Raw genomic sequence first — 20199 nt, forward strand, 5'->3', positions numbered from 1 at the left:
GATTGGAAAGGTTGTAAACCGGATTGGACGGTGTTAACTTCGTGTGAAGTTGACAATCAGTGGTGGCAATTTTGCCGGATACGGAAGATCTCGAAGACTGGGCCAGCGACGAATTCAGTGGCGCACAATTGGGCGATGCGCGTCGCACGCAGCGCCTTGTGGCATTGGCGCGCGGACTGGCGCAAAAAGCCCATGTTTCGTTCCCGCAGGCCTTGAGTGGTGCCCAACTCAAGGCGGCATATCGCTTCTTTGATAATGAGGCGGTCGACCCGGACGGAATCCTGGCGAGCCACGTCGCTCAAACCGTGGGTCGCATGCAGCGGGTACCTGTCGTACTGGCGGTGCAGGACACCACGGAATTCAATCTGGCAAATTTGCCCGCGACTGAGGGACTTGGTCACGGCACGGGCGGCAATTTGCACGGATTCATGTTGCACAGCGTGCTGGCGGTGACGCCTGAAGGCCTGCCACTGGGCGTGTTGAGCATGAAGACGTGGGTGCGTGCGCCGCAAGCATCGGGCAAGGCCGGGCAGCGCCGGGCGCTGTCCATTCGTGACAAGGAAAGCGTGAAGTGGCTGGAGGGGCTGGAATGCCTTGAGCCGCTCAAGATGCAGTGTCCGGACACGCACCTTGTTGCCGTCAGCGATCGCGAGGGCGATGTGTACGACGTGTTCCTGGCGCCGCGCCCAGCGGGGGTGGACTGGTTGGTGCGGGCCGCCTGGAATCGAGGCGTGGACCACCCAGAGAAGTATCTGTGGGAGACGGTTGCTGCGGCTCCTGTACTTGGAGAGACCGTATTGCACGTGCCCAGGAGCGGCGCCAGGCAGGCGCGTAGCGCCCGACTGGCTTTGCGTTGTGTGCCCGTCCAACTGCGACCGCCGCGCAGCCGCGGTGCAGAGGATCTACCGAGTCTCGAAGTGTTTGCCATTCACGCGCTGGAGATCGAGCCGCCCCAAGGCGTTGAGCCGCTCGAATGGATGTTGCTCAGTTCAATGCCTACCCAAACGCTGGAAGATGCGCTGGAGCGACTGAGCTGGTATGCCCGGCGCTGGACCATTGAATCCTGGCATCGTGTCCTGAAGAGTGGCTGCCAGATCGAAGCGCGGCAGTTCGGGACGCTGGAGCGGTTCCTACGTGCTACGGCGCTGTTCGCCGTGATCGGCTGGCGCATTATGTACGCGACCATGCTGGGCCGGCTCGAAGCCGATATCCCTTGCTCGGTGCTACTGCAACCGCTCGAATGGCGGGCCTTGTACTGCCGCACGCACGGCACAACCAAGCCACCGGAAGAGGCGCCAAAACTCAGCGACGCGGTCCTTTGGATCGCCAAGCTCGGTGGCTACCTGGGTCGCAAAAACGACGATCCCCCGGGAGCCACCGTCCTCTGGCGCGGCTTCCTCGCCCTGCACGAAATCACCGAAATGTATCGGATCTTCCAGAAAGACGAGTAAGCCGCCGCAAGTTGTGGGTAAAGGCAAGCGCTTGCGGGAGAGGGGAGCGTCTGCCTGGGGTGGTGGCAAGCACCAACCAACGACTACGCTGCCACGGCCGGCTGCTGGCGCGACGCGGTCAGCAGCACCGGCACCGACTTCGAAGTAGGCGTGCCGCAGCCGTCCCCAGTGCTTTCCAGCGGCACCAGCGGGTTGGTCTCGGGGTAGTACGCGCCGAGGCAGCCCTGCGGGATGTCGTAGTCGACCAGCACGAAGTCCTCGACATGGCGCTGCACGTCATCGTCCCAGACGCTGGTGATGTCGACATGCTGCCCGGACTCCAGCCCAAGCCGCTCGCGGTCGGCAGCGTTGATGAAGACCACGCGGCGCAGGCCGAACACGCCGCGATAGCGGTCATCCAGGCCGTAGATCGTGGTGTTGTACTGGTCGTGCGAGCGCGTGGTCATCATCACCATCAGCTTGTCGCCGTACTTTTCCCGCGCGCGATGGATCGGCGTGTCCTTGTCGATGCGGTTGACCAGGAACTGCGCCTTTCGCGACGGCGTCTGCCAGACCCGGTTGCGCGCTGCCGGCGTCAGGTGAAATCCGCCCGGCACGGCGACGCGCTCGTTGTAGTCGTCGAAGCCGTCGATCACCTGCTCGATGGCATCGCGGATGCGCGCATAGTCCTGCGCATACCAGAGCCAGTCGATCCTGTCCGAGCCCAGCGTGGCAGCGGCCATGCGCGCGACAATGGCTGTCTCCGACAGCAGGTGCGGCGACGCCGGCGCGTTCATGCCGAACGAGATATGGACCATGCAGACCGAGTCCTCCACGGTCACGCCCTGCGGCACGCCCTCCTGCAGGTCGATCTCGGTGCGGCCCAAGGTCGGCAGGATCAGCGATTCCTTGCCGTGCACCAGATGGCTGCGGTTGAGCTTGGTGGCGATGTTCACGGTCAGCGCACACTGGCGCAGCGCCTCGAAGGTGCGCGGCGTGTCCGGCGTGGCGGTCGAGAAATTGCCGCCAAGGCCGACAAAGACCTTGACCTTGCCCTCCAGCATCGCGGAAATGGTCTCGACCACGTCATAGCCGTGCTCGCGCGGCGGCTCGAAGCCGAAGGCGGTGCCCAGGCGGTCCAGGAACGCTGCCTCCGGCTTTTCCTCGATGCCCACGGTACGGTCGCCCTGCACGTTCGAATGCCCGCGCACCGGCAGCAGTCCGGCACCCTCGCGCCCGATATTGCCGCGCATCATCATCAGGTTGGACAACATCTGCACCGTCGGCACCGAATGCTTGTGCTGCGTCAGGCCCATGCCCCAGCAGGCGATGACGCGCTTGCCGCGGGCATAGACCTGCGTCAGCGCGTCGATGTCTTCCAGCGAAACGCCCGACTCCGAGACGATGTCGGCCCAGCTTTCCGCGCGCAGGTCTTCGACGAAGGCACCAAAGCCGATGGTGTGCTCGCGCACGAAGTCGACGTCGACCAGCCGTTCGCGGCCATGCCGGATCGCATCGTCGTCGAGTTCGACCAAGCGCCTGGCCATGCCCTTGATCAGCGCGAAGTCGCCGCCCAGCCTGGGCTGCACGAACATCGACGCAATCTTGGTGCTGGACCCGGTCAGCATCTCCACCGGATGCTGCGGGCTGGTAAAGCGCTCCACGCCGCGCTCGCGCAGCGGGTTGACCGACACGATGGTCGCGCCGCGCCGGGCGCATTCGCGCAGATCGCCCAGCATGCGCGGATGGTTTGTGGCCGCGTTGTGGCCGAACAGCAGGATGGTGTCGGCATGCTCGAAGTCATCGAGCACTACGGTGGCCTTGCCCACGCCTACCGTCAGCGGCAGGCCGCGGCTGGTGGCCTCATGGCACATGTTCGAGCAGTCCGGGAAATTGTTGGTGCCATAGGCGCGCACGAACAGCTGGTACAGGAACGCGGCCTCGTTGCTGGCGCGGCCCGATGTATAGAATGCCGCGTGGTTCGGATCCGGCAGCGCGTTCAGGTGGCGGCCGATCATGGCAAAGGCCTCGTCCCAGGGGATCGCGCGGTACTTGTCGGTCTGCGCGTCGTAGACCATGGGATGCGTCAGGCGCCCGTGCTGCTCCAGCTCGTAGTCGGTCTGCGCCATCAGCGACGTCACCGTGTGCTGCGCGAAGAATTCCGGCGTGACCCGCATGCTGGTGGCTTCCGCGGCCACCGCCTTGACGCCGTTCTCGCAGAACTCGAAGGTCGATGCGTGCTGGCGGTCGGGCCAGGCGCAGCCAGGGCAGTCGAAGCCGTCGGCCTGGTTCTGCTTGAACAGCATCTTGTACTTGCCGCCGGCCACCTTCTCCTTGATCAGGTTGATGGCAACGTACTTCAGCGCACCCCAGCCGGCGGCGGGATGGGTGTAGGGGGCGATGTGGCCTTTCTCGGGGGTCGGGGTGCTCATTGGCGTGGTGTCCTGTAACGACGGGGGCATCCGGGGCTGCTGGACCAGGGGTCGCATCCGGATCGTTGCGGTGACACCAGAGTAGGCCGGCGGGGTGGCGCGGGAGACGTACAAAGCGTGAGATGGCCGGGGAGTACAGTCTCGCCGGGCGGCCTGGCCGCCGCCCATGCGGTGTTGCGTCAGGCCGGCTGGCTGCCGGCCTGGCCATGCCTATGCCGCACAAGCGACATGCGCCGCAGGTTGCGCCTGGAACAGCGCCTCGACCAGCCCGGCGCGGCGCGCGCGGGTGGCAGCCTGGTTGACGTAGCCCTTGTCCGCGATCTCGTTGGCGTCGATCGACGGGGGCTCGGCCATCAGCAGCACGCGCCTGACGCTGAGGCTGGCGCCTGAACCGGCGCTTGCCTGCAGCCGCTCCCGGATCGCATCGACCACGCGGGGATGGCGCACCAGTGCCTGCGCATCTAGCTCCGCCAGTTCGGGATGCAGCGCCCGGCACGCGGCGACGTTGGGCCACGCCAGCGCGGCCACGTAGTCATGGTCGTGGCCGCAGATCACGGCATCGGTCAGCAGCGGTGCGCATTGTTCGACCAGTCCCAGCCTGACCGCGCCAACCCGCACCCAGGTGCCATTGACCAGCTTGAAGTCTTCCACCACGCGCCCGGCAAAGCGCACGCCCCTGGCCGGATCGGCAGGGTCGGCCAGCCGCACGGCATCGCCCAGGCAGAAGTAGCCTTCTTCGTCGAACGCGGCGGCGGTCAGGTCGGGCCGCTTGATGTAGCCGCTGAACAGGAACGGCCCGCGCATGCGGATTTCATAGCGGCGGCCCGCGCCGCCCCCGCTTTCCTCGCCTTCCAGCGGCACCAGCTTGACTTCGGCGCCGGGCATCGGCACGCCGACGTTGCCGGTGTCCCCGGTGGGCCAGCTGCAGTAGATACCCATGCCGCTGGTCTCGGTGCAGGCCAGTCCCGAGCAGAACACGATGCGCTCGCCAACGGTGTCTTCGGCCGCGCGGTGGATGCGGTCCCAGACATCGCGCGGCAGGCTGGCACCGCCGTAGGAGAAATTGACGACCTTGGCGAACAGGCTGCGCGCCAGCTCGGGATCGCGTTCGAGCTCGGTGGCGAGCATGCCCCACGCGGAGGGGACGCTGGTGAAAATCGTCGGGGATACCTCGCGCAGGTTCCGCACCGTGCGGGCGAATTGCCCGGGCAGCGGCCTGCCGTCGTCGATATAGTGGGTCGAGCCCAGCGTCACGGCACGGCTCAGATTCAGCACCCCGCCAAGGCCATGGTGCCAGGGCAGCCAGTCGAGGAACACCGGCTGGCGGTCGACCAGCGGCTGGTAGAGATCGGAGAAGTAGGCCGCCACGGCCCGCAGGTTGCGATGCGACAGCGGCACGCCCTTGGGCACGCCGGTCGACCCGGAGGTGAACAGGACCCGTCCCGTATCTTCATCGCGCACCGCGGCGTGGGCCGCGCGCACCGCCGCGTCGCGCTCCGCCGTCAGATCGGCGCCGGCCAGCGAGGCCCAGGGGAGCTGCCCCGCTGCGACCTTGCCGACCGCAATGACCGGGACCTCGGGCATGGCCAGCGCATCCACCGCCCGCGCGTACGCCGCGCCGTCCTGCACGAACAGTGCTGCCGGCGGCACCAGCTCGGCCACGCCCTTCAGCCGCACGAAATCATTGCTGAGCAGCGAGTACGCCGGGGAAACCGGCGCGGTCGGCACGCCCACATACTCCGCCGCCAGCAGCAGCACCGCCTGTTCGATCGAGTTGCCGGACAGCAGCATCAGCGGACGCTCCGGGCCGAGGCCCAGTTCCAGCATGCGCGCGCCGACCGCCTGCACCTGCCGCCACAGTTCGCCCCAGTTGACCGAGCGCCAGGCGCCCTCGCCGTCGCGTTCGCAGAAGGCGCGTACGTCCGGGCGCCGCTCGGCCCACCAGGACACGAAATCGCCCAGCCCACGCTGGACCGGATCCGGCGCGGGAGCCGCGCTGCGCAGCAGGATGCTGCCGTCCTTGCGGTGCTCGACCAGCGTGGCGCGTTCGACAAACACGGTCGGCCTGTACTTGGCTTCTTGCCTGGCTTCTTGCCTGGCTTCGGGCTTGCGAACGGCAGCGGAAATGGTCATCTCGGGTGTCTCCTTTATGCCCGCGGCTGATGCGCCGGGTCTTGTTCAGCGCCGGTCATGCGAATTGCAAGCCGGCTGTGCTGTCAGCGTAGGCCACCTTGCGCCCGGGCCATACCACCCGCCTCAGGTGGCGGTGCGCCCGACTGCGCCTGGCCGACGAAATGCGTACGGGCCCCGATCTTGTTATATGCTGCGCGCTGCACCTCCATTTCCTGGAATCTCCGGGAATTCCTGGACTGCTTACATAAGAACAAAGGCATCGGGCAAACCTGCATGTTCCAAGTCATCCATCGAATCCGCCAGCGGCTGCGCTACCTGGACCTGACCTTGAACGCCAGCCGCAGCGTGCGCATCCGGGTCGTCGAGCGGCCCGGGCTTTGGATGGACAGCACCCGGCTCGACGCCATGCTGGCCGAGATGCGCGGCGTGGTGCACCGGGGCATCGGCAAGGATCTCGACTATGGCGTGCTGTCCGGCGATCCCGAGCGGCTGCGCCGCGCCGTGGTCACGCTGCTCTACGACCGGGACAGCGGCCGCCCCATCGCCTTCAACGCGCTGTCGATCATGCCGATCGAGCTCAGGGGGCGACCGGTCGAGGCCATCCACCTCGGGCTGGTGATGGTCGACCCGGGTTATCGCACGCAGGGGCTTTCCTGGGTGCTGTACGGCCTGACCTGCATCCTGCTGTTCTTCCGCCGCGGCTTGCGTCCGATCTGGATCAGCAACGTGACCCAGGTGCCGGCGATCATCGGCAAGGTGGCCGAGGTCTTCGTCACGGCGTATCCCAATCCGTTCGCGCCGGCACGGCGCAGCTTCGAGCACCTGAGCGTGGCGCGCGAGATCATGAAATCGCATCGCCACGTCTTCGGCGTCGACGAGGGCGCCGGCTTCGACGAGGCCCGCTTTGTCATCACCGACGCTTACCGGGGCGGCTCGGATAACCTCAAGAAGACCTTCGACGCAGCGCCCAGGCACCGCGATGAACGCGTCAATGCGCTGTGCCAGCGCGAACTCGACTACCAGCGCGGCGACGACTTCCTGCAGGTCGCGCGGCTGGACCTGGCCAGCGCGCGCAAATACCTGTTGCGCGAAGTCCCGCGCGACTCGCTGCCGGCGATCCTGTCGCAGGTGGCGTTCCTGGCGCTCGGCCGGATCGTCCTGCCGCTGGTGCACTGGCTGAACCCGCGCGAGCCGATGGGAGACCTGCGCGCAAGGAACCACGCATGACAGCAAACCCTGCCTTTTCCTACGAAGAATTCACCACCCGCAATATCGGCTTCGTGACCGAGGCCGAGCAGCAACGGCTGCGCGACGCGCGCATCCTGGTCTGCGGCGTCGGCGGCATGGGCGGCGCCTGCCTGCAGGCGCTGGCGCGCATGGGCATCGGCGGCTTCGCGCTGGCCGACTTCGACGTGTTCGAAGTGTCCAACATGAACCGGCAGGTGTTTGCCAGCCTGGCCACCGTCGGCATCGGCAAGGTCGAGGCCACCGTCGCGCAGCTGCACCAGGTCAATCCGGCGCTGCAGATCGAGACGCTGGGCGAAGACTGGCCGGGCCGGCTCGACGACCTGCTGGCGCGCTACAAGATCGTGGTCAACGGCATGGATGACATGGCCGCGGGCATCGCGCTCTACCGCAAGGCGCGCGAGCATGGCGCCACCGTCATCGACGCCTATACCGCTCCCCTGCCCTCGGTCACCGTGGTGCGGCCACACGACCCGCGGCCGGAGACGCGCCTGGGCTATCCGAGCATCGGCATGGACTGGCAGGCGCTGACGCCGGCGCTGCGGCAGGCGTGCCTGGGCAAGGAACTGGAGTACGTCATGATCCATTCCAGTTCGGTCCGGCATGTCGATCTTGCGATTGCGAAGGACCTGCTTTCGGGCAAACGCAAGCGCATGTCGTTTGCGCCGATGGTGATCACCACCGGCAACCTGATGGCCTTCGAAGCCGCCAAGCTGGTGCTGGACCGTCCCCGGCTGGCCGATGCGCGCGGCTATTTCTTCAACCCCTGGACCATGCGCGTCGAGACGCCGCGCAACGCACTGGCCGCCTGGCTGCTGCGCGCCACGGTGCGGCGCTTCATGGCGAGGCTGCTCCGTGATTAACGCGCTGGCCAGCGATGTCACCGTGACCTGGCTGGGCGCGCTGGGTTGCGGACTCTACCTTCATTTCCTGTGGACGCGCCGCGAAGCCGGCAGCGGCATCGGCACCGGCCTGTTCCTGTTCGGCGTGCTGACGGCATTGCTGGCGGTGCGGGGCTTTGCCTGGCTGCTCGGCGGGCCGATGCTCAGCCCACTACTCGGCCGGCTGGTATTCGCGGCGGCCACGTTGCTGCCAATCGCGACCACGCTGTTTGCCGAGCAGCTGCTGCGGCGCCACCATCCGTTGTGGCTGAAGCTGCTGGCGCTCGGTGTGTCGGTGGTGTTCTTCGCCATCAACCTCGTTGCCGACCTGTCCACGAACGTGCCGCTGCTGCTGGCGTTCCTGGCCTGCTATGCAGTGGTCACGGCGAGCAACGGCTGGTTCCTGCTCTGGCTGCGCGATGCCGACCTGTCCAGCAATGAAGAGCGGCTGGCGCGCGCGGTGGTCGTGGTGGTGGCGCTGGCCGTGCCGCTGGCGGCGACGGATTTCCGCGAGGAACTCGGGCACGTGCCGGTCCGGCTGGGCGCGCTCGGGGCGCTGGCCTTTGTCTATGTGCTGCTGAGCCTGTCGGATTCGCAGCGGGTCGTGCGCGGGCTGCTGGCGCATATTGCCGCGGCACTGGTCTTCGCGGTGGTGCTGGCCGGCGCCATGGCGCTGGCGTCGCATGGGCCGGGCCCGGGATTCCTGCAGACGGGCCTGCGCGGCATGCCGGTGGCGCTGGCGTGGGTGTTGCTGACCGCCATCTTCGTCCGTATCCGCGCGGTGTCGCTCGCGGGCGACGGCAACGCCTTCCTGCGCTGGCTGCTCCATGCCCGCCTCGATACACCGGACGGATTCCTCCATTCGCTGCGGCGTCTGCCGCAAACCGCCGACCATGTAGTGCTGGGCGACGCCGAGCTGGCAGGCTATGCGCTGGCCGAGCTGTTCGCGCTGGCCGGCAAGCGGCGCGAGCCGGTATCGATCGGCGATGCCAGGGCGTGGGCCCGGCAGCCCCAGGCAAGCGGCATCGGCAGCGGCATCGAAGCCGCGGAACAGCTGGTCGACCTGATGGAACGCCACGAAATGACCCACGCCCTGCTGATCGCACGGCAACCCGCCATGGTGGTACTGCTGAACCTGCCGCAGGGCGCCAATGCCGCCATCGGCGAGCTGCGCGCCGCTGTCATCCTGCGGCTGGCGCGGCACCTGCACCGACAGGAGCCCGCATGAACCTGGAACTGCGCGAAGGCGATTTCGATGCATTCTTCGCTGCGCCGTTCGCCTGCTATGGCGACGATACCCATTTCGTCTCGCCAATGAAGGGCGACCTCGCGCGGGCACTGGATGCTGAAAAGAATCCTTTGTTCCGGCAGTTTGCGCGCCGCACCTGGTACACCGCGCACCGCGACGGACGCATCGTGGGACGCATCCTGGCCCATGTGCACGATGCCTCGAACCGGCTGTACGCGCAGAAGCGCGGGTATTTCGGCCTGTTCGACTGCATCGACGACATCGCCGTGGCGCGTTCGCTGCTCGATGCCGCTGCGGGGTGGGTCAGCCGGCAAGGCTGCGACGAACTGGCAGGCAGCTTCAACCTGACCATCACGCAGATGATCGGCGTCGTCACCGATGGCTTCGGGCACGCGCCATACACCTACCAGGAATACACGCCGCCGCATATTGCCCGGCTGCTCGAAGCCTGCGGCTTCGAGCGCATCTTCCCGATGCGCACCTTCGAGATGGATGTGCGCGGCTACGATCCCGACCAGTTGCTCGGCAACCGGCAGCGTGCACTGGCCAGCGATCCGGATTGGCGCTTCGCGCCGATCCGCCGCCGCGGCTTCGAAGGACGCCTGCGCGAGGCGTGCGCCGTGCTGAACGATGGCTTTGCCGCCAACCCGATGTTCGTGCCGCTGACGGAAGCAGAATTCCTCTACCCCTGCGCCGGCATGATGTGGATCATCGACGAGCGCCTGTCCTGCACGGCCTACTACCGCGGCGAGCCGGTCGGGGTGCTGCTCTGCGTGCCGGACCTCAACCCGTTCCTGCACGCCACGGGCTTCCGCCTGAAATGGTCGACGCTGTGGCACCTGCTGCGGTTCCGCGCCAGCCGCAAGCGCGCGGCGGTCATCTTTTTCTCGGTACGCCAGGCGTTCCACGGCCAGGGCGTCAACGGCGTGCTGCTGCACCGCCTGCTGACGGCGATGCGCGGTGCCGGCTATTCGCACCTGGGCATCAGCTGGGTGTCGGACACCAATGGCGCAAGCCTGCGGCAGATGGAAAAGCTGGGCGCCACCGAACTGCACCGCCTGCACCTGTTCCGCAGGGCGCTGGCACCGGATCACGGCAACTGACGATGCTGACACCTGACCAGCAACTGGCCATGGTCGCGCAGGCCGCGCGCGCCCCGAGTGCCCACAATATCCAGCCGGCCCGCTGGCACTTTGCCGGCGACCGCATCCTGCTGCTGGAAGACCCGGCGCGCTGGCTGTCCGTGGGCGACCCGACCGGCCGGGACAACCAGATCGCGCTGGGCATGGCGTGGGAAGGCATGGCGCTGGCTTTATCGACGATCGGCATTTCGCTTTCCCCGCCGGAGACTGAGGCGTTGCCTTACCCGCCCCCAGCCGCCGGCTTGCGGGTCGCGGCCTCCGGCCAGCTCCGGCCCGGTGCCAGCGCGGATTCCCTGGCCGCCGCCCCGGACCACCGCCGCGCCTGGCGCGGCACGTTCGCCCGTGCCGACGCCGCGCAGTTCGCGGCCATGGACCAATGCATCGCCGCGCATGCCGGGGTTGCCATGGTGGCGGAACTGGCCAGCACAGCGCAGTTCGCCAAATGGCATGACGACGCCGCGGCGGCCGCCTTCCACGATCCGGCCTTTGCGCGCGAGCTTTTCTACTGGCTGCGCCTGTCCCCGCGCGCCGCTGGCTGGGCCCGCGACGGACTGTCGGCCGAGTGCATGGCGCTGTCGCGCTGGGAAGCGATGGCAGCATCGGTCGCACTGCGGCCCACGGTAGTGCGCGTGCTGGCAGCGCTGTCGCTGACCGGGGTACTGGCCGGGGACGGCGCCAAGGTCAACAGTGCCGCCCGGATCGTGCTGATCCACGCCGCGCGCGACGTGACGGACTTCGAGGTCGGGCGCCGCTGGTACCGCTTCTGGCTGGACATGGCCAGCCGGGGCATCGCCGGCGTGCCGATGTCGGCGCTGGCCGATTCGCCCCGCCACGCCGCATTGCTGACGGAGTGCCAGGCGCTTCCAGCGGGGCACCGGCTGGTCAACGTGATGCGTTTCGGCCCAGTCGCTGGCGTAGCGATCCCCCGCAGTGCCAGGCTGCCAGCGTCGGAGCTGTTGCAGGCGGACGGCCCGCGCTAGAGCAGCTTCAGGAATTCCAGCAGCGCGTCCTTGTCGCTTTCCGACAGGGCGGTGAACTCCCGCTCGTGGCCCCGGTTGTCCCGCCCCGCGGTCGTGGTGTCATAGAGCACCGGGCTCGACCATGGCTGGTAGTGCGGCGGATAAACCCACGTTCCTTGCGCGCCGGACCGCCCGGCGATCCCCACGCTGGCGTAGTCCAGCGCATGGCCGCCCACCCAGAACCGGCGCGGCCGCGCCTCCGGATGCATCAGATGCCACAGCGTGGGAACCGAGCCATTGTGCAGATAAGGCGCCGTCGCCCAAAGGCCCGACAGTACGGGTGCTACATAGCCGCCGGTGTTGGCCGCATCGATATGCCTGCCCAGCGCCGAGCGCCCGATGGCCTGCAGCAGGCTCGCATCGATCGCCTGCCAGCGCGTGGCATCGGTGCCAAGCTCCGCCTGCGCCACCAGCCGGTTGGGATAGCTGACCAGCCGGGGCCGTGCCGTGTCTACGTCCATGTCCTGGCTGTAGCGGCCATGGCACTGCGCGCACTGCGCCGCGTAGATGCCGGCGCCGCGTGCCGCGCGGACCCGGTCGACTGGTCCGGGAAACGGCGGCGGCTTGTAGCACGCCATGAACCGCATCACGTCTTCCACCTGCGGGATGGCGCGGCTGGCGCGATCCGGCGGCATGCCCATGGTCGGCACGGTAAAGAACGCCACGATATGCGCGAGTCGCCCGGGGTCATTGGGGTCATCCGAGGCAACCGGCGCAAAGCGCGCCGCGCCCTTGCTGGTATAGACCCCGTCATAGAGCAGCGAAGAACGCAGTTGCCGGTCGCCCAGTTCCGGGATCGACGTCGAGCCGCTCGCGTCCGCTCCGCCAGAGAGCAGATGGAACTGGAACTTCAGCGCCGCCACGCCATTGGTGCTGCCGGCCGCGCCATTGCTGAACGGCAACGGCGCATCGCCCCTGGCCGCGAGTTCGTCGATCCGCTTGACCAGCCGCGGCCATACGAACCTGCGGATGGTCGCCAGTTCATCCGCCGAGGTATCGGGATACAGCCGCGGAATGGCGGCCAGCAGCTTGTCGGGGTCGGACTTGACCCGCTTGACCGCCTGGTAGACCGCGTTGACGAAGCCGTCGAGATTGAGCGAGGTATTCGGCAAACCCAGCCACACCTTGCCGGTCGGTTGACCGTCCTTGCCGTAGGTCACCCCCGCATGGCACGCGGCGCACCCCAGGTTCGAGACTTCCAGCCGGATCCTGGGCAGGTCGCGGCCAACGTTGCCGCTGACGATGCCAAGCGGCTTGTCGAACCCTGGCTGCTGCGCAAGCGGCCAGTTCAGGATGCCGTCGGGATAGATAAACCCGAACTCGCGCAGTGCGCGCCGCAGTGTCTCCGGCGCAGGTGCCGCATCCGGGGCGTTGGCCAGCACCAGCGCGGTCGTCGCCAGCTTCCACGGCAGCGCATTGGTCTCGAGCGTATCGGTGCTCAGGCCGCCAAAGTCGTCGAACACAAAGCGGGCCGCGCCGATCTGCTCCGGCGTGCCACCGGCGGCAAACCCGCGCATGACCGTGGATTCTCCGTCGGCATAGCCACGCAGGAAGTCGCAGCCCGTCAGCGTGGACAGCAGCAGCCCTATGGTGATTGCGCGTGCAAGAGGCATTGTTGTCCCAGTGGACGAAGCTTCGCATTTTAATCTGCCGGGGACATCTGTCGAAATATTCAAATCTCGTCATCACCGTCCAGGACGAAGTTTGCAGGCGGTCAGCATGCGAAGCCGCCACGGCGCAAAAAAAAACGGCGGGCTTCCGAAGAAGCCCGCCCAGTCAGCTACCAGTGGATCGGTCTATCTGCAGCGCCGCGCGTGGACTAAGCCGCCACTTGTGCGCCAGCTGCAGCGGATTCTTTCGCAAACTTCTGCCTCGCGGTCGCAACGTGCGAGGCCAGCACCGGCCGCAGCACCATGATGGCAAGGAACGCAGCCGTCAGGTCCATCACCGCCACCGTGTAGAGCACCGTCGACCACGTGCCGGTGGCTTCCATCAGCAGGTTGCCGATCGGGACGAACAGCGCGCCGATGCCCTTGGCGGTGTACAGCACGCCGTAGATCTTGCCGATGTGCTTGGTGCCGAAGGCGTCGCCGGCCAGTGCCGAGAACAGCGAGTAGACCTCGCCCCAGGCCAGGAACACCACGCCCGACAGGATCAGGAAGGCATACGGGTTGCTGCCGAAGTAGCCCAGCGCGATGATGCCCAGCCCTTCCAGCGTGAAGGCGATCACCATGGTCTTTTCACGGCCGATGTTGTCCGAGATCCAGCCGAACAGCGGACGCGAGATGCCGTTCATGATGCGGTCGAGCATCAGGGCGAGCGGCAACGCAGCCATCACGAAGAAGTGCAGGTCGACCTGGAATTCCTTCACGCCCAGATCCTTGGCAATGACGCCCAGCTGTGCCACGGCCATCATGCCGCCGGTGACCACCAGCACGAACATGACCAGCATCAGCCAGAACAGCTTGGTGCACAGGGCTTCCTTGAGGGTGTAGTCGCGCGTGGCCTGGGCCAGCTTCTTCGACCCCCGCACCTCGCCGGTCTTGGGCGAGCGCAGGAACCACGCCGCGACAAAGGCCAGCGATCCTTGCAGCAGGCCAAAGAACAGGAAGGTGTGCTGGAAGCCCTGCGACTCGATCATCGCCGCGATCGGCAGGATGGTTGCCGCTGAGCCCGCGCCATAGCCGCCGGCGGTCAGGCCGACCGCGAGGCCGCGGCGGTCCGGGAACCACTTGAGCGCGTTGTTGATGCAGGTCGCGTAGATCGAACCCACGCCCATGCCGCCGACCGCCGCGCCGACATAGAAGCCCATCAGCGTGGTCGCCTGCGAGTTGATGCACCACGCCGTGCCGATGAGGATCGCGCCGAAGGCCACCATCATGCGCGGCCCGAACTTGTCGATGAAGTAGCCCTCGATCGGCGCCAGCCAGGTCTGCACCAGCACGAACACGGTAAAGGCAATCTGGATGCTGGCACGCGACCAGCCGTAGGTTTCCTGGATTTCGGGCACAAACAGGGTCCAGGCGTACTGGATGTTCGCGGTCGCGATCATACAGACCACGCCGACGACCAGCTGGATCCAGCGCGTGGACTCGGAAGTCCCGTGATTGGGGCTCAACGCCCCTGCCGTTGCGTTACTCATAGCGCGCTCCTTGAACCGTGCGTTTCGGGAAATCCGTGGGAATGGATGAAGGTGGGGACGCCATGCGCGTCAACTTGCAGGTGGCTCCTGGCATTTTCTGTCTCCTGTGTCGTTGGCATTTACTGCCTTTTATCGCGACGCCTGATCGACGTCTCCCGCACTCACCTGTTTCCAAATCCGAGTAGCGATGGGATACACAGTATGTGATATATCAAGTAAGTCAAGGCGAACCAGCGGCAGGGTTTTCACTAGCCCAGCGATTAATGAGGGAAGTGGCTGGAAAACGTAATTCAGGTTATTTCCGCATCAGTGCGTGGGGCACATGAATAAGCCGCGTATATTCCCGGAAATCCAATACCGACGCGGCATTGCGGCGAGTCTTGACGATCACCTCAAAAGCAGGTCAAATGCAGACCAACGCAGAAACATTGCGATTTTGTAATGTTTCTGGGAAAATCAGGGTTTTCACCAGCCCGAATCAGAAGGCGGCAAAATAAGATTCCTGATTAATATCGATCCTGAATAATAAGAATAAAAAAAAGCCCGCAGGCGTCCCGGCGGGCGGAGTCATGGTGCGGGACATCAGCCGCAACATGTCATGCATTTATAAGCGATTATCTGCGGCAAATAAATAGGGGTGCGACTAATGGAATACCCGTTGTCTGTGTACGCGACAGCACAGTGCGGGGCTACACCAGCTGCGGCCAGCAGCCTCTGATCCCATTCGCCCAATTCTGCGTTTCATTGCGCACGAGGCGTGTCCCGCATATGCAAGCCTGGCACGCCCCGTCCGAAAAGGCGCGTCGGCACGCCGCCCGGCATTCCGCCACCCCGCGAACCCAACGCCGCGCCCAGGCGGCGTTTCGCCTTTTCTCCGGAAAGCGCACGACGCAAGGAGCCCCAGGCATGGAAGACCTCAGCGATATCAAGATCACGCAGCGAGACCTGCTCAAGGCTGGCGCTGCCTCGGCCACCGGCATCGCCCTGCCCGCCGCTGCGCAGGACACTGCGGCCAGCGGCTCGCAGGTTGCACAGACCGCAACGCGATCACCGAGGTTGCGGGGAGCAAGGCATGAAGCCCTTCACGCCATCGCGCAGCACGCCGGCCTGGATCCGCGCCAGGCGGTGTTCTAGAACAGCCAGGTCCGCGCCGGCGGGCGCAGCGTGCCGCTGGCGAGCATTGCCGTGAGCGCCCCCGAAGGCAGCCTGGCGGCCGAGGATGTGCTGGAGTTCGGCGACCTCGACAAGCGCTACCAGCAATCCACCTTCGGCGGCCATTTCGTCGAGGCGGCGGTCGATGCCGCCACCGGCGAGATCCGCGTGCGGCGCATGCTGGCGGTCTGCGCCGCGGGCCGCATCCTCAATCCCAAGTCGGCACGCAGCCAGGTGATCGGTGCCATGACCATGGGCGTGGGCGCGGCGCTGATGGAGGAGCTGGCCATCGACAAGCGGCTGGGCTGCTTCATCAACCACGACCTGGCCGGCTACGAGGTGCCGGTGCATGGCGATATCCCGCACCAGGAGGTCATCTTCCTCGACGAGACCGACCCGCTCTCTTCGCCGATGAAAGCCAAGGGCGTGGGCGAACTGGGCATCGCCGGCGTGGCGGCGGCCGTCGCCAACGCGGTCTACAACGCCTGCGGCGTGCGCGTGCGCGACTACCCGATCACGCTGGACAAGCTTCTGCCGAAGCTGCCACTGCAGGCTTGACCGGCGCGACCATCCATTCGTAACCCAGCCGCACGCCGGCGATGCCGCCGTCGTGGTCGTGGTCGATGACCGTCACCTTGGCCCGCTGCAGCGCCTCTACGCGCTGGCCCGGCAGGCCGAAGCTGGCCACCAGCTCGTCGTCGCCCAGCGGCGGCAGTGGCTTGCGACGGTCCATGCCGGAGAAGCGGATCTGGTTGTACAGCGCCCACGCCAGCAGCACCACGCCGTTGAACACGCCCACCAGCACGTACACCGACAGCGTGCCCATGGTGGGCATCATCGCGGACCAGAACGGCACGTCGAGGCCGGTCGACGCTTCCAGCAGGATGTCGCGGATGCCGCTGGCAAAGAGGTAGAAGAAGCCGATCCACGCCAGCGCGGTCAGCACCGCGTCGAACGCCCAGCGCAGCGGTGCGCGCCGGGTGCGGATGATCATGTTGTCGGGATTCATGACGATTTCATCGATTGGATGCCGCGATCGGGACTGTCCCAGCGCGCGCGCTTGCGCCGGGTCTTGAGCATGACCTTGGGGAAGGCCAGCAGCGTGGTGAACATGCCGACCAGCCAGTACGCCAACGGGTACCAGATGATCCAGTACAGCGTGCGCCCCAGGCGCGGCTCGTAGCGCCGGTCGATCGCCACGCTGATCATGAACTGCAATATGCAGACCGCCGCCAGCACCATGCCGGTAAAGCCCGGCGGCATCAGCTTCTGGATGCGGATATGCTGCGGCAGCTCGACGAAGTGCCCCAGCGCCCACAGCACGATCGACATGGCAAAGGCAAAGGCCCAGCCCGCCGACAGGCAGTACTCCGCCATCAGCGGCCACAGCCGGCGGTGGCGCCAGATCCAGATCGAGCGCACGTTCTTCATGAAGACCTCGGCGCCGCCCTGGGCCCAGCGCAGCCGCTGCTTGAACAGGCCGCGCACGGTCTCGGGCATCAGGATCCAGCACAGCGCGCGCGGTTCGTAGAAGATCGACCAGTGGTCGCGCTGCAGCTTCCAGCTGATGTCGATGTCCTCGGTGATCATGTCCAGGCTCCAGTAGCCGACGCGGTCCAGCGCGCGGCGGCGGAACGCGGCGACCACGCCGGACACGGTGAAGACCTGGCCATAGACGCGCTGGGTGCGCTTGATCAGCCCGATGATCGACGAGAACTCGCCAACCTGGATGCGCCCCACCAGCGTGGAGCGCGTGCGGATGCGCGGGTTGCCGGTGACCGCGCCGACGCGCGGGTTGGCCACCATCGGCGCGACCAGGTAGGCCGCGGCGTCCGGGTCCAGCGCCGCGTCGCCGTCGATGCAGACCAGGTACTCGCCGCGCGCGGCCAGCGCGCCCATGCGCAGGGCCATCGCCTTGCCCTGGTTCTGCGCCAGGTGCACCACGCGCAGCCGTTCATGGCGCTGCGCCAGCGCTTCCAGCACGGCGCCGGTGCCGTCGCGCGAGCCGTCGTTGATGGCGATCACCTCGAAGTTGGGATAGCGTTGTCCCAGCGCGGCCAGCAGCGTCTCTTCGCCGCTCTGCTCTTCGTTGTAGCAGGGCACCAGGATCGAGATGAACGGCGCGCCGGGCACCTGGGGCGCCTCGCGCTGCGCGCCCCACTGCCATTTGCGCTCCCAATGCAGCCAGAAGTACACGCCCCCGGCCATCCACAAGCCGGACATGAACAGCGGATAGAAGAACACGAAGGCCAGCAGCAGGTCGCCGGTGGCAAGCGCGGCCAGCGCGAACGGCAGCGCCAGCGCGACGCACAGGATGGCCAGGGCAAACAGTCTTTCGATCATGGTGCGGGGTACCAGGCGTTAGACAGCGCCGGGCGGATCACGTCGAGCCGGGGCTGGTTGTTCAGGAAGTCGTCGGGGTAGTAGCCGAAGCTGCGCGCGCCGCGCTGCTGCAGGCGCTGCATCCAGCCGGCCAGCACCTTGCTGTCGACCGGGCTTGCGGCCCCACCTTCGGGCTTGCGCCAGTCGCGCGCCTGCAACTCGAACACCGTGCGCCGGAGCGCGCCGGGACGCTGCGCCACCGCATCGACGATGCGGTCGAGCCACTGGTTCTCCCGGCCGCGCGGCACCTGCTCCATGTACGGCATCGCCATCGGTGCGGTCCAGTCATATGCCGCCAGGAAGTCGTCGAGGTTCTGCGCGAACCAGGCTTCGCTTTCCGGCTGCAGGATGGGCATGGCAAAGATGTTGCGCGCGGTCTTGATCGCGGGGCCGCGGATCGCGCGCACGCGCTGCGTCAGCTCCTGCGTGAAATCGACCAGCGCCCGGCTCTTCACGCGCGTCCAGCGCTGCATGATCTCCGGGTCGGCGCGCAGCGCGGCAATGTTGTCCGGCAGCCCGGCCTTGCGGTACGCGGCCAGTGCCGGCGCGCTGGCGTCCTCGAAGTCGCTGAGGATGGCATCGTCGTGGAACAGGAGGCCCTCGAAGAAGGCGTGGCGGGCCAGGTCTTCATAGACTTCGGTGATGCGCTGGCGCGCCACCGGGTCGAACGGCGACAGGCGGCGGTACTGCTTCGCGTCGACCTCTGCGTGGTGGGTGGCCGGGTCCCAGCGCGTCACGCGCGGCAGCGACGGGTCCATGTCGAAGCTCAGCACCGGCATCCAGGCGTAGACCTTGACGTTGGTGCGGTTGTCGAGCTGCCATGCCACGCGGTTGAACAGGTCGGCGCGCATCGGCAGCCAGCGGTTCGGGAAGTACACCGACTTGACCAGGCCGTCGCCATCGTCGTCGGAGAAGGCCTGCAGGAAGACCGTATTGATCTTCAGGTCGTAGATGCGCTGCACCAGCTGGTCGAGGTTGCGGTTGAGCTGGGCCGGGTCCGGGTCATAGACGTAGTCCAGGTCGACGTGCGCGACGCGCATGGCGCTCGGCTCTTCCATCGTGGCCACCGACTGCGCGAAGGCGCGCAGGCCGGGGTTGTCGGCGAGCAGCATGCGCGCGCCGGACATCAGCTTGTCGACCTTGGCCAGGCCGTCTTCCAGCGTCAGCGCCATCTGGTAGCCGTTCTCGCCGATGATGCGCAGCGCGGTGCCGCCTTCGGCGCCGTACGGCCAGATCCACACGCGCACCGGCTTGCCGGTGACGGCCTGGATCTTCTTCGTGATGCGCTGCACGTCGGTGCGCACGCGCGCCTCGTAGGCGGCGTCGGTCTCATAGCGGCCGGTGCCCGCGTCGAAGCCGCGCACCGCCGCGGCCGGCTCGGTGTTGCCTTGCGGGTTGGCGTTGATGCCGTAGTGCAGGGCGTCCGTGTGCGCGCCGATCTCGACCAGCCCGGAGGCGGAAATCTCGCGCAGTTGCTGCCAGGTCAGCAGCCGGTCGCGCGCGGTCGGCGTGCCGCCGAAATCGACCGGCTGGCCCGCCGGCGTGTCGAGCCACGCGCCCACCGGCGCCAGCACCGCGGGCCAGCGGTAGGCCTTCAGAATCGGCAGCACGCGCGCATGGAAGCTGCGGTAGCCGTCATCGAAGGTCAGCAGCACCGCGCGCGCCGGCAACGGCTTGCCGCCGCGGCGCGCGGCCAGCACCTGGTCGACCGAGACCGCCTGGTAGCCGTTCTCGCGCAGCCAGGCCAGCTGGCCGATCAGGTGGTCGGTCCGCACGCTCAGGTAGGCCTGGTCAGGGTCCTTGTCCTCGACGTCGTGGTAGGCCAGCACCACCAGGTGGTTGTCTGGCCAGGGCTGTTCGGCGGCGGCGAGCGGGCGCTGCGCCGGCGGCGTGAACACCGGGATGTCCTTGGCGCAGCCGGCCAGCAGGCATGCGGCCAGCAGCAGCCAGAGCAGGCGGCGCCAGGCGTGCAGCGGAAATCGTGTCATGGCG

At 66.9% G+C, this 20199-nt stretch carries 14 protein-coding genes and 1 pseudogene; 8 read left to right on the forward strand and 7 right to left on the reverse strand.

Annotated elements, in window-relative coordinates; all coding sequences use genetic code 11:
- The first annotated feature begins 59 nt into the window (after nt 1-59).
- Nucleotides 60-1451: an IS4 family transposase gene (locus CTP10_RS24860; RefSeq protein WP_271815723.1), complete on the forward strand. Its 1392-nt coding sequence runs from the start codon at nt 60-62 to the stop codon at nt 1449-1451.
- Nucleotides 1452-1534: 83 nt separating this feature from the next.
- Here CTP10_RS24860 and CTP10_RS24865 read toward each other — a convergent pair whose 3' ends face one another.
- Both CTP10_RS24865 and CTP10_RS24870 read right to left on the reverse strand, forming a co-directional pair.
- Nucleotides 1535-3862, reverse strand: coding sequence for an FdhF/YdeP family oxidoreductase (locus tag CTP10_RS24865; protein WP_116321380.1), 2328 nt, complete (start codon nt 3860-3862; stop codon nt 1535-1537).
- A 210-nt stretch (nt 3863-4072) separates the two neighbouring features.
- The gene (locus CTP10_RS24870; RefSeq protein WP_116321381.1) at nt 4073-5995 is read right to left on the reverse strand and encodes a feruloyl-CoA synthase; all 1923 of its coding nucleotides are present in this window, start codon (nt 5993-5995) and stop codon (nt 4073-4075) included.
- 273 nt (nt 5996-6268) lie between these two features.
- On the opposite strand from CTP10_RS24870, the gene CTP10_RS24875 reads away from it, so the two are divergent.
- The 5 genes from CTP10_RS24875 to CTP10_RS24895 are packed head-to-tail and all read left to right on the forward strand — an operon-like array spanning nt 6269 to nt 11492.
- Complete coding sequence (locus CTP10_RS24875; protein WP_116321382.1) at nt 6269-7222, forward strand: hypothetical protein; 954 nt, start codon at nt 6269-6271, stop codon at nt 7220-7222.
- The gene (locus tag CTP10_RS24880; protein ID WP_116321383.1) at nt 7219-8103 is read left to right on the forward strand and encodes a HesA/MoeB/ThiF family protein; all 885 of its coding nucleotides are present in this window, start codon (nt 7219-7221) and stop codon (nt 8101-8103) included. Before CTP10_RS24875 ends, CTP10_RS24880 begins: the two co-directional genes overlap by 4 nt.
- Nucleotides 8096-9349: a hypothetical protein gene (locus CTP10_RS24885; RefSeq protein ID WP_116321384.1), complete on the forward strand. Its 1254-nt coding sequence runs from the start codon at nt 8096-8098 to the stop codon at nt 9347-9349. Before CTP10_RS24880 ends, CTP10_RS24885 begins: the two co-directional genes overlap by 8 nt.
- Nucleotides 9346-10473 (forward strand): GNAT family N-acetyltransferase, encoded by a 1128-nt coding sequence (locus CTP10_RS24890; protein WP_116321385.1) that lies wholly within the window; start codon nt 9346-9348, stop codon nt 10471-10473. The genes CTP10_RS24885 and CTP10_RS24890 overlap by 4 nt, the downstream gene beginning before the upstream one ends.
- Nucleotides 10474-10475: 2 nt before the next feature.
- Entirely contained in the window at nt 10476-11492 is a 1017-nt protein-coding gene (locus tag CTP10_RS24895; RefSeq protein ID WP_116321386.1) for a hypothetical protein, read from the forward strand.
- Here the strand turns inward: CTP10_RS24895 and CTP10_RS24900 are convergent.
- Nucleotides 11489-13144: a hypothetical protein gene (locus CTP10_RS24900; protein ID WP_116321387.1), complete on the reverse strand. Its 1656-nt coding sequence runs from the start codon at nt 13142-13144 to the stop codon at nt 11489-11491. The two genes, CTP10_RS24895 and CTP10_RS24900, sit on opposite strands and share 4 nt — an antisense overlap.
- A gap of 206 nt (nt 13145-13350) precedes the next feature.
- Nucleotides 13351-14673 carry an oxalate/formate MFS antiporter gene (oxlT, locus tag CTP10_RS24905; protein ID WP_116321388.1) on the reverse strand — a complete coding sequence of 441 codons (1323 nt, stop codon included), beginning with the start codon at nt 14671-14673 and terminating at the stop codon, nt 13351-13353.
- Nucleotides 14674-15579: 906 nt separating this feature from the next.
- On the opposite strand from oxlT, the gene CTP10_RS24910 reads away from it, so the two are divergent.
- Together CTP10_RS24910 and CTP10_RS24915 are read left to right on the forward strand one after the other, a co-directional pair.
- On the forward strand, nt 15580-15807 hold the full coding sequence (locus CTP10_RS24910) for a hypothetical protein (protein ID WP_116321389.1): 228 nt from the start codon (nt 15580-15582) through the stop codon (nt 15805-15807).
- Nucleotides 15808-16383 (forward strand): annotated as a pseudogene (locus tag CTP10_RS24915) (molybdopterin cofactor-binding domain-containing protein); the annotation flags it as partial.
- Here the strand turns inward: CTP10_RS24915 and pgaD are convergent.
- Genes pgaD through pgaB form a run of 3 tightly spaced genes read right to left on the reverse strand, consistent with a single transcriptional unit; the run spans nt 16340 to nt 20195 of the window.
- Nucleotides 16340-16834, reverse strand: a complete 495-nt coding sequence (gene pgaD, locus CTP10_RS24920) for a poly-beta-1,6-N-acetyl-D-glucosamine biosynthesis protein PgaD (RefSeq protein WP_116321390.1) — start codon at nt 16832-16834, stop codon at nt 16340-16342. The pseudogene CTP10_RS24915 and the gene pgaD sit on opposite strands and share 44 nt — an antisense overlap.
- A complete protein-coding gene (pgaC, locus tag CTP10_RS24925) occupies nt 16831-18168 on the reverse strand; it encodes a poly-beta-1,6-N-acetyl-D-glucosamine synthase (protein WP_116321391.1) in 1338 nt (445 codons plus the stop codon). The genes pgaD and pgaC overlap by 4 nt, the downstream gene beginning before the upstream one ends.
- Complete coding sequence (pgaB, locus tag CTP10_RS24930) at nt 18165-20195, reverse strand: poly-beta-1,6-N-acetyl-D-glucosamine N-deacetylase PgaB (RefSeq protein ID WP_116321392.1); 2031 nt, start codon at nt 20193-20195, stop codon at nt 18165-18167. Before pgaB ends, pgaC begins: the two co-directional genes overlap by 4 nt.
- Nucleotides 20196-20199: the final 4 nt, after the last annotated feature.

Origin of the sequence: Cupriavidus sp. P-10 (genome assembly GCF_003402535.2) — a bacterium.
Lineage (GTDB): Bacteria > Pseudomonadota > Gammaproteobacteria > Burkholderiales > Burkholderiaceae > Cupriavidus.

Excerpts from the sequence above, each read along its gene's own strand:
- oxlT (WP_116321388.1), bottom strand. The coding sequence starts at position 14,673 with ATGAGTAACGCAACGGCAGGGGCGTTGAGCCCCAATCACGGGACTTCC.
- pgaB (WP_116321392.1), bottom strand. The coding sequence starts at position 20,195 with ATGACACGATTTCCGCTGCACGCCTGGCGCCGCCTGCTCTGGCTGCTG.
- CTP10_RS24880 (WP_116321383.1), top strand. The coding sequence starts at position 7,219 with ATGACAGCAAACCCTGCCTTTTCCTACGAAGAATTCACCACCCGCAAT.
- CTP10_RS24890 (WP_116321385.1), top strand. The coding sequence starts at position 9,346 with ATGAACCTGGAACTGCGCGAAGGCGATTTCGATGCATTCTTCGCTGCG.
- CTP10_RS24910 (WP_116321389.1), top strand. The coding sequence starts at position 15,580 with ATGGAAGACCTCAGCGATATCAAGATCACGCAGCGAGACCTGCTCAAG.
- CTP10_RS24895 (WP_116321386.1), top strand. The coding sequence starts at position 10,476 with ATGCTGACACCTGACCAGCAACTGGCCATGGTCGCGCAGGCCGCGCGC.
- CTP10_RS24875 (WP_116321382.1), top strand. The coding sequence starts at position 6,269 with ATGTTCCAAGTCATCCATCGAATCCGCCAGCGGCTGCGCTACCTGGAC.
- CTP10_RS24900 (WP_116321387.1), bottom strand. The coding sequence starts at position 13,144 with ATGCCTCTTGCACGCGCAATCACCATAGGGCTGCTGCTGTCCACGCTG.
- CTP10_RS24870 (WP_116321381.1), bottom strand. The coding sequence starts at position 5,995 with ATGACCATTTCCGCTGCCGTTCGCAAGCCCGAAGCCAGGCAAGAAGCC.
- pgaC (WP_116321391.1), bottom strand. The coding sequence starts at position 18,168 with ATGATCGAAAGACTGTTTGCCCTGGCCATCCTGTGCGTCGCGCTGGCG.
- pgaD (WP_116321390.1), bottom strand. The coding sequence starts at position 16,834 with ATGAATCCCGACAACATGATCATCCGCACCCGGCGCGCACCGCTGCGC.
- CTP10_RS24865 (WP_116321380.1), bottom strand. The coding sequence starts at position 3,862 with ATGAGCACCCCGACCCCCGAGAAAGGCCACATCGCCCCCTACACCCAT.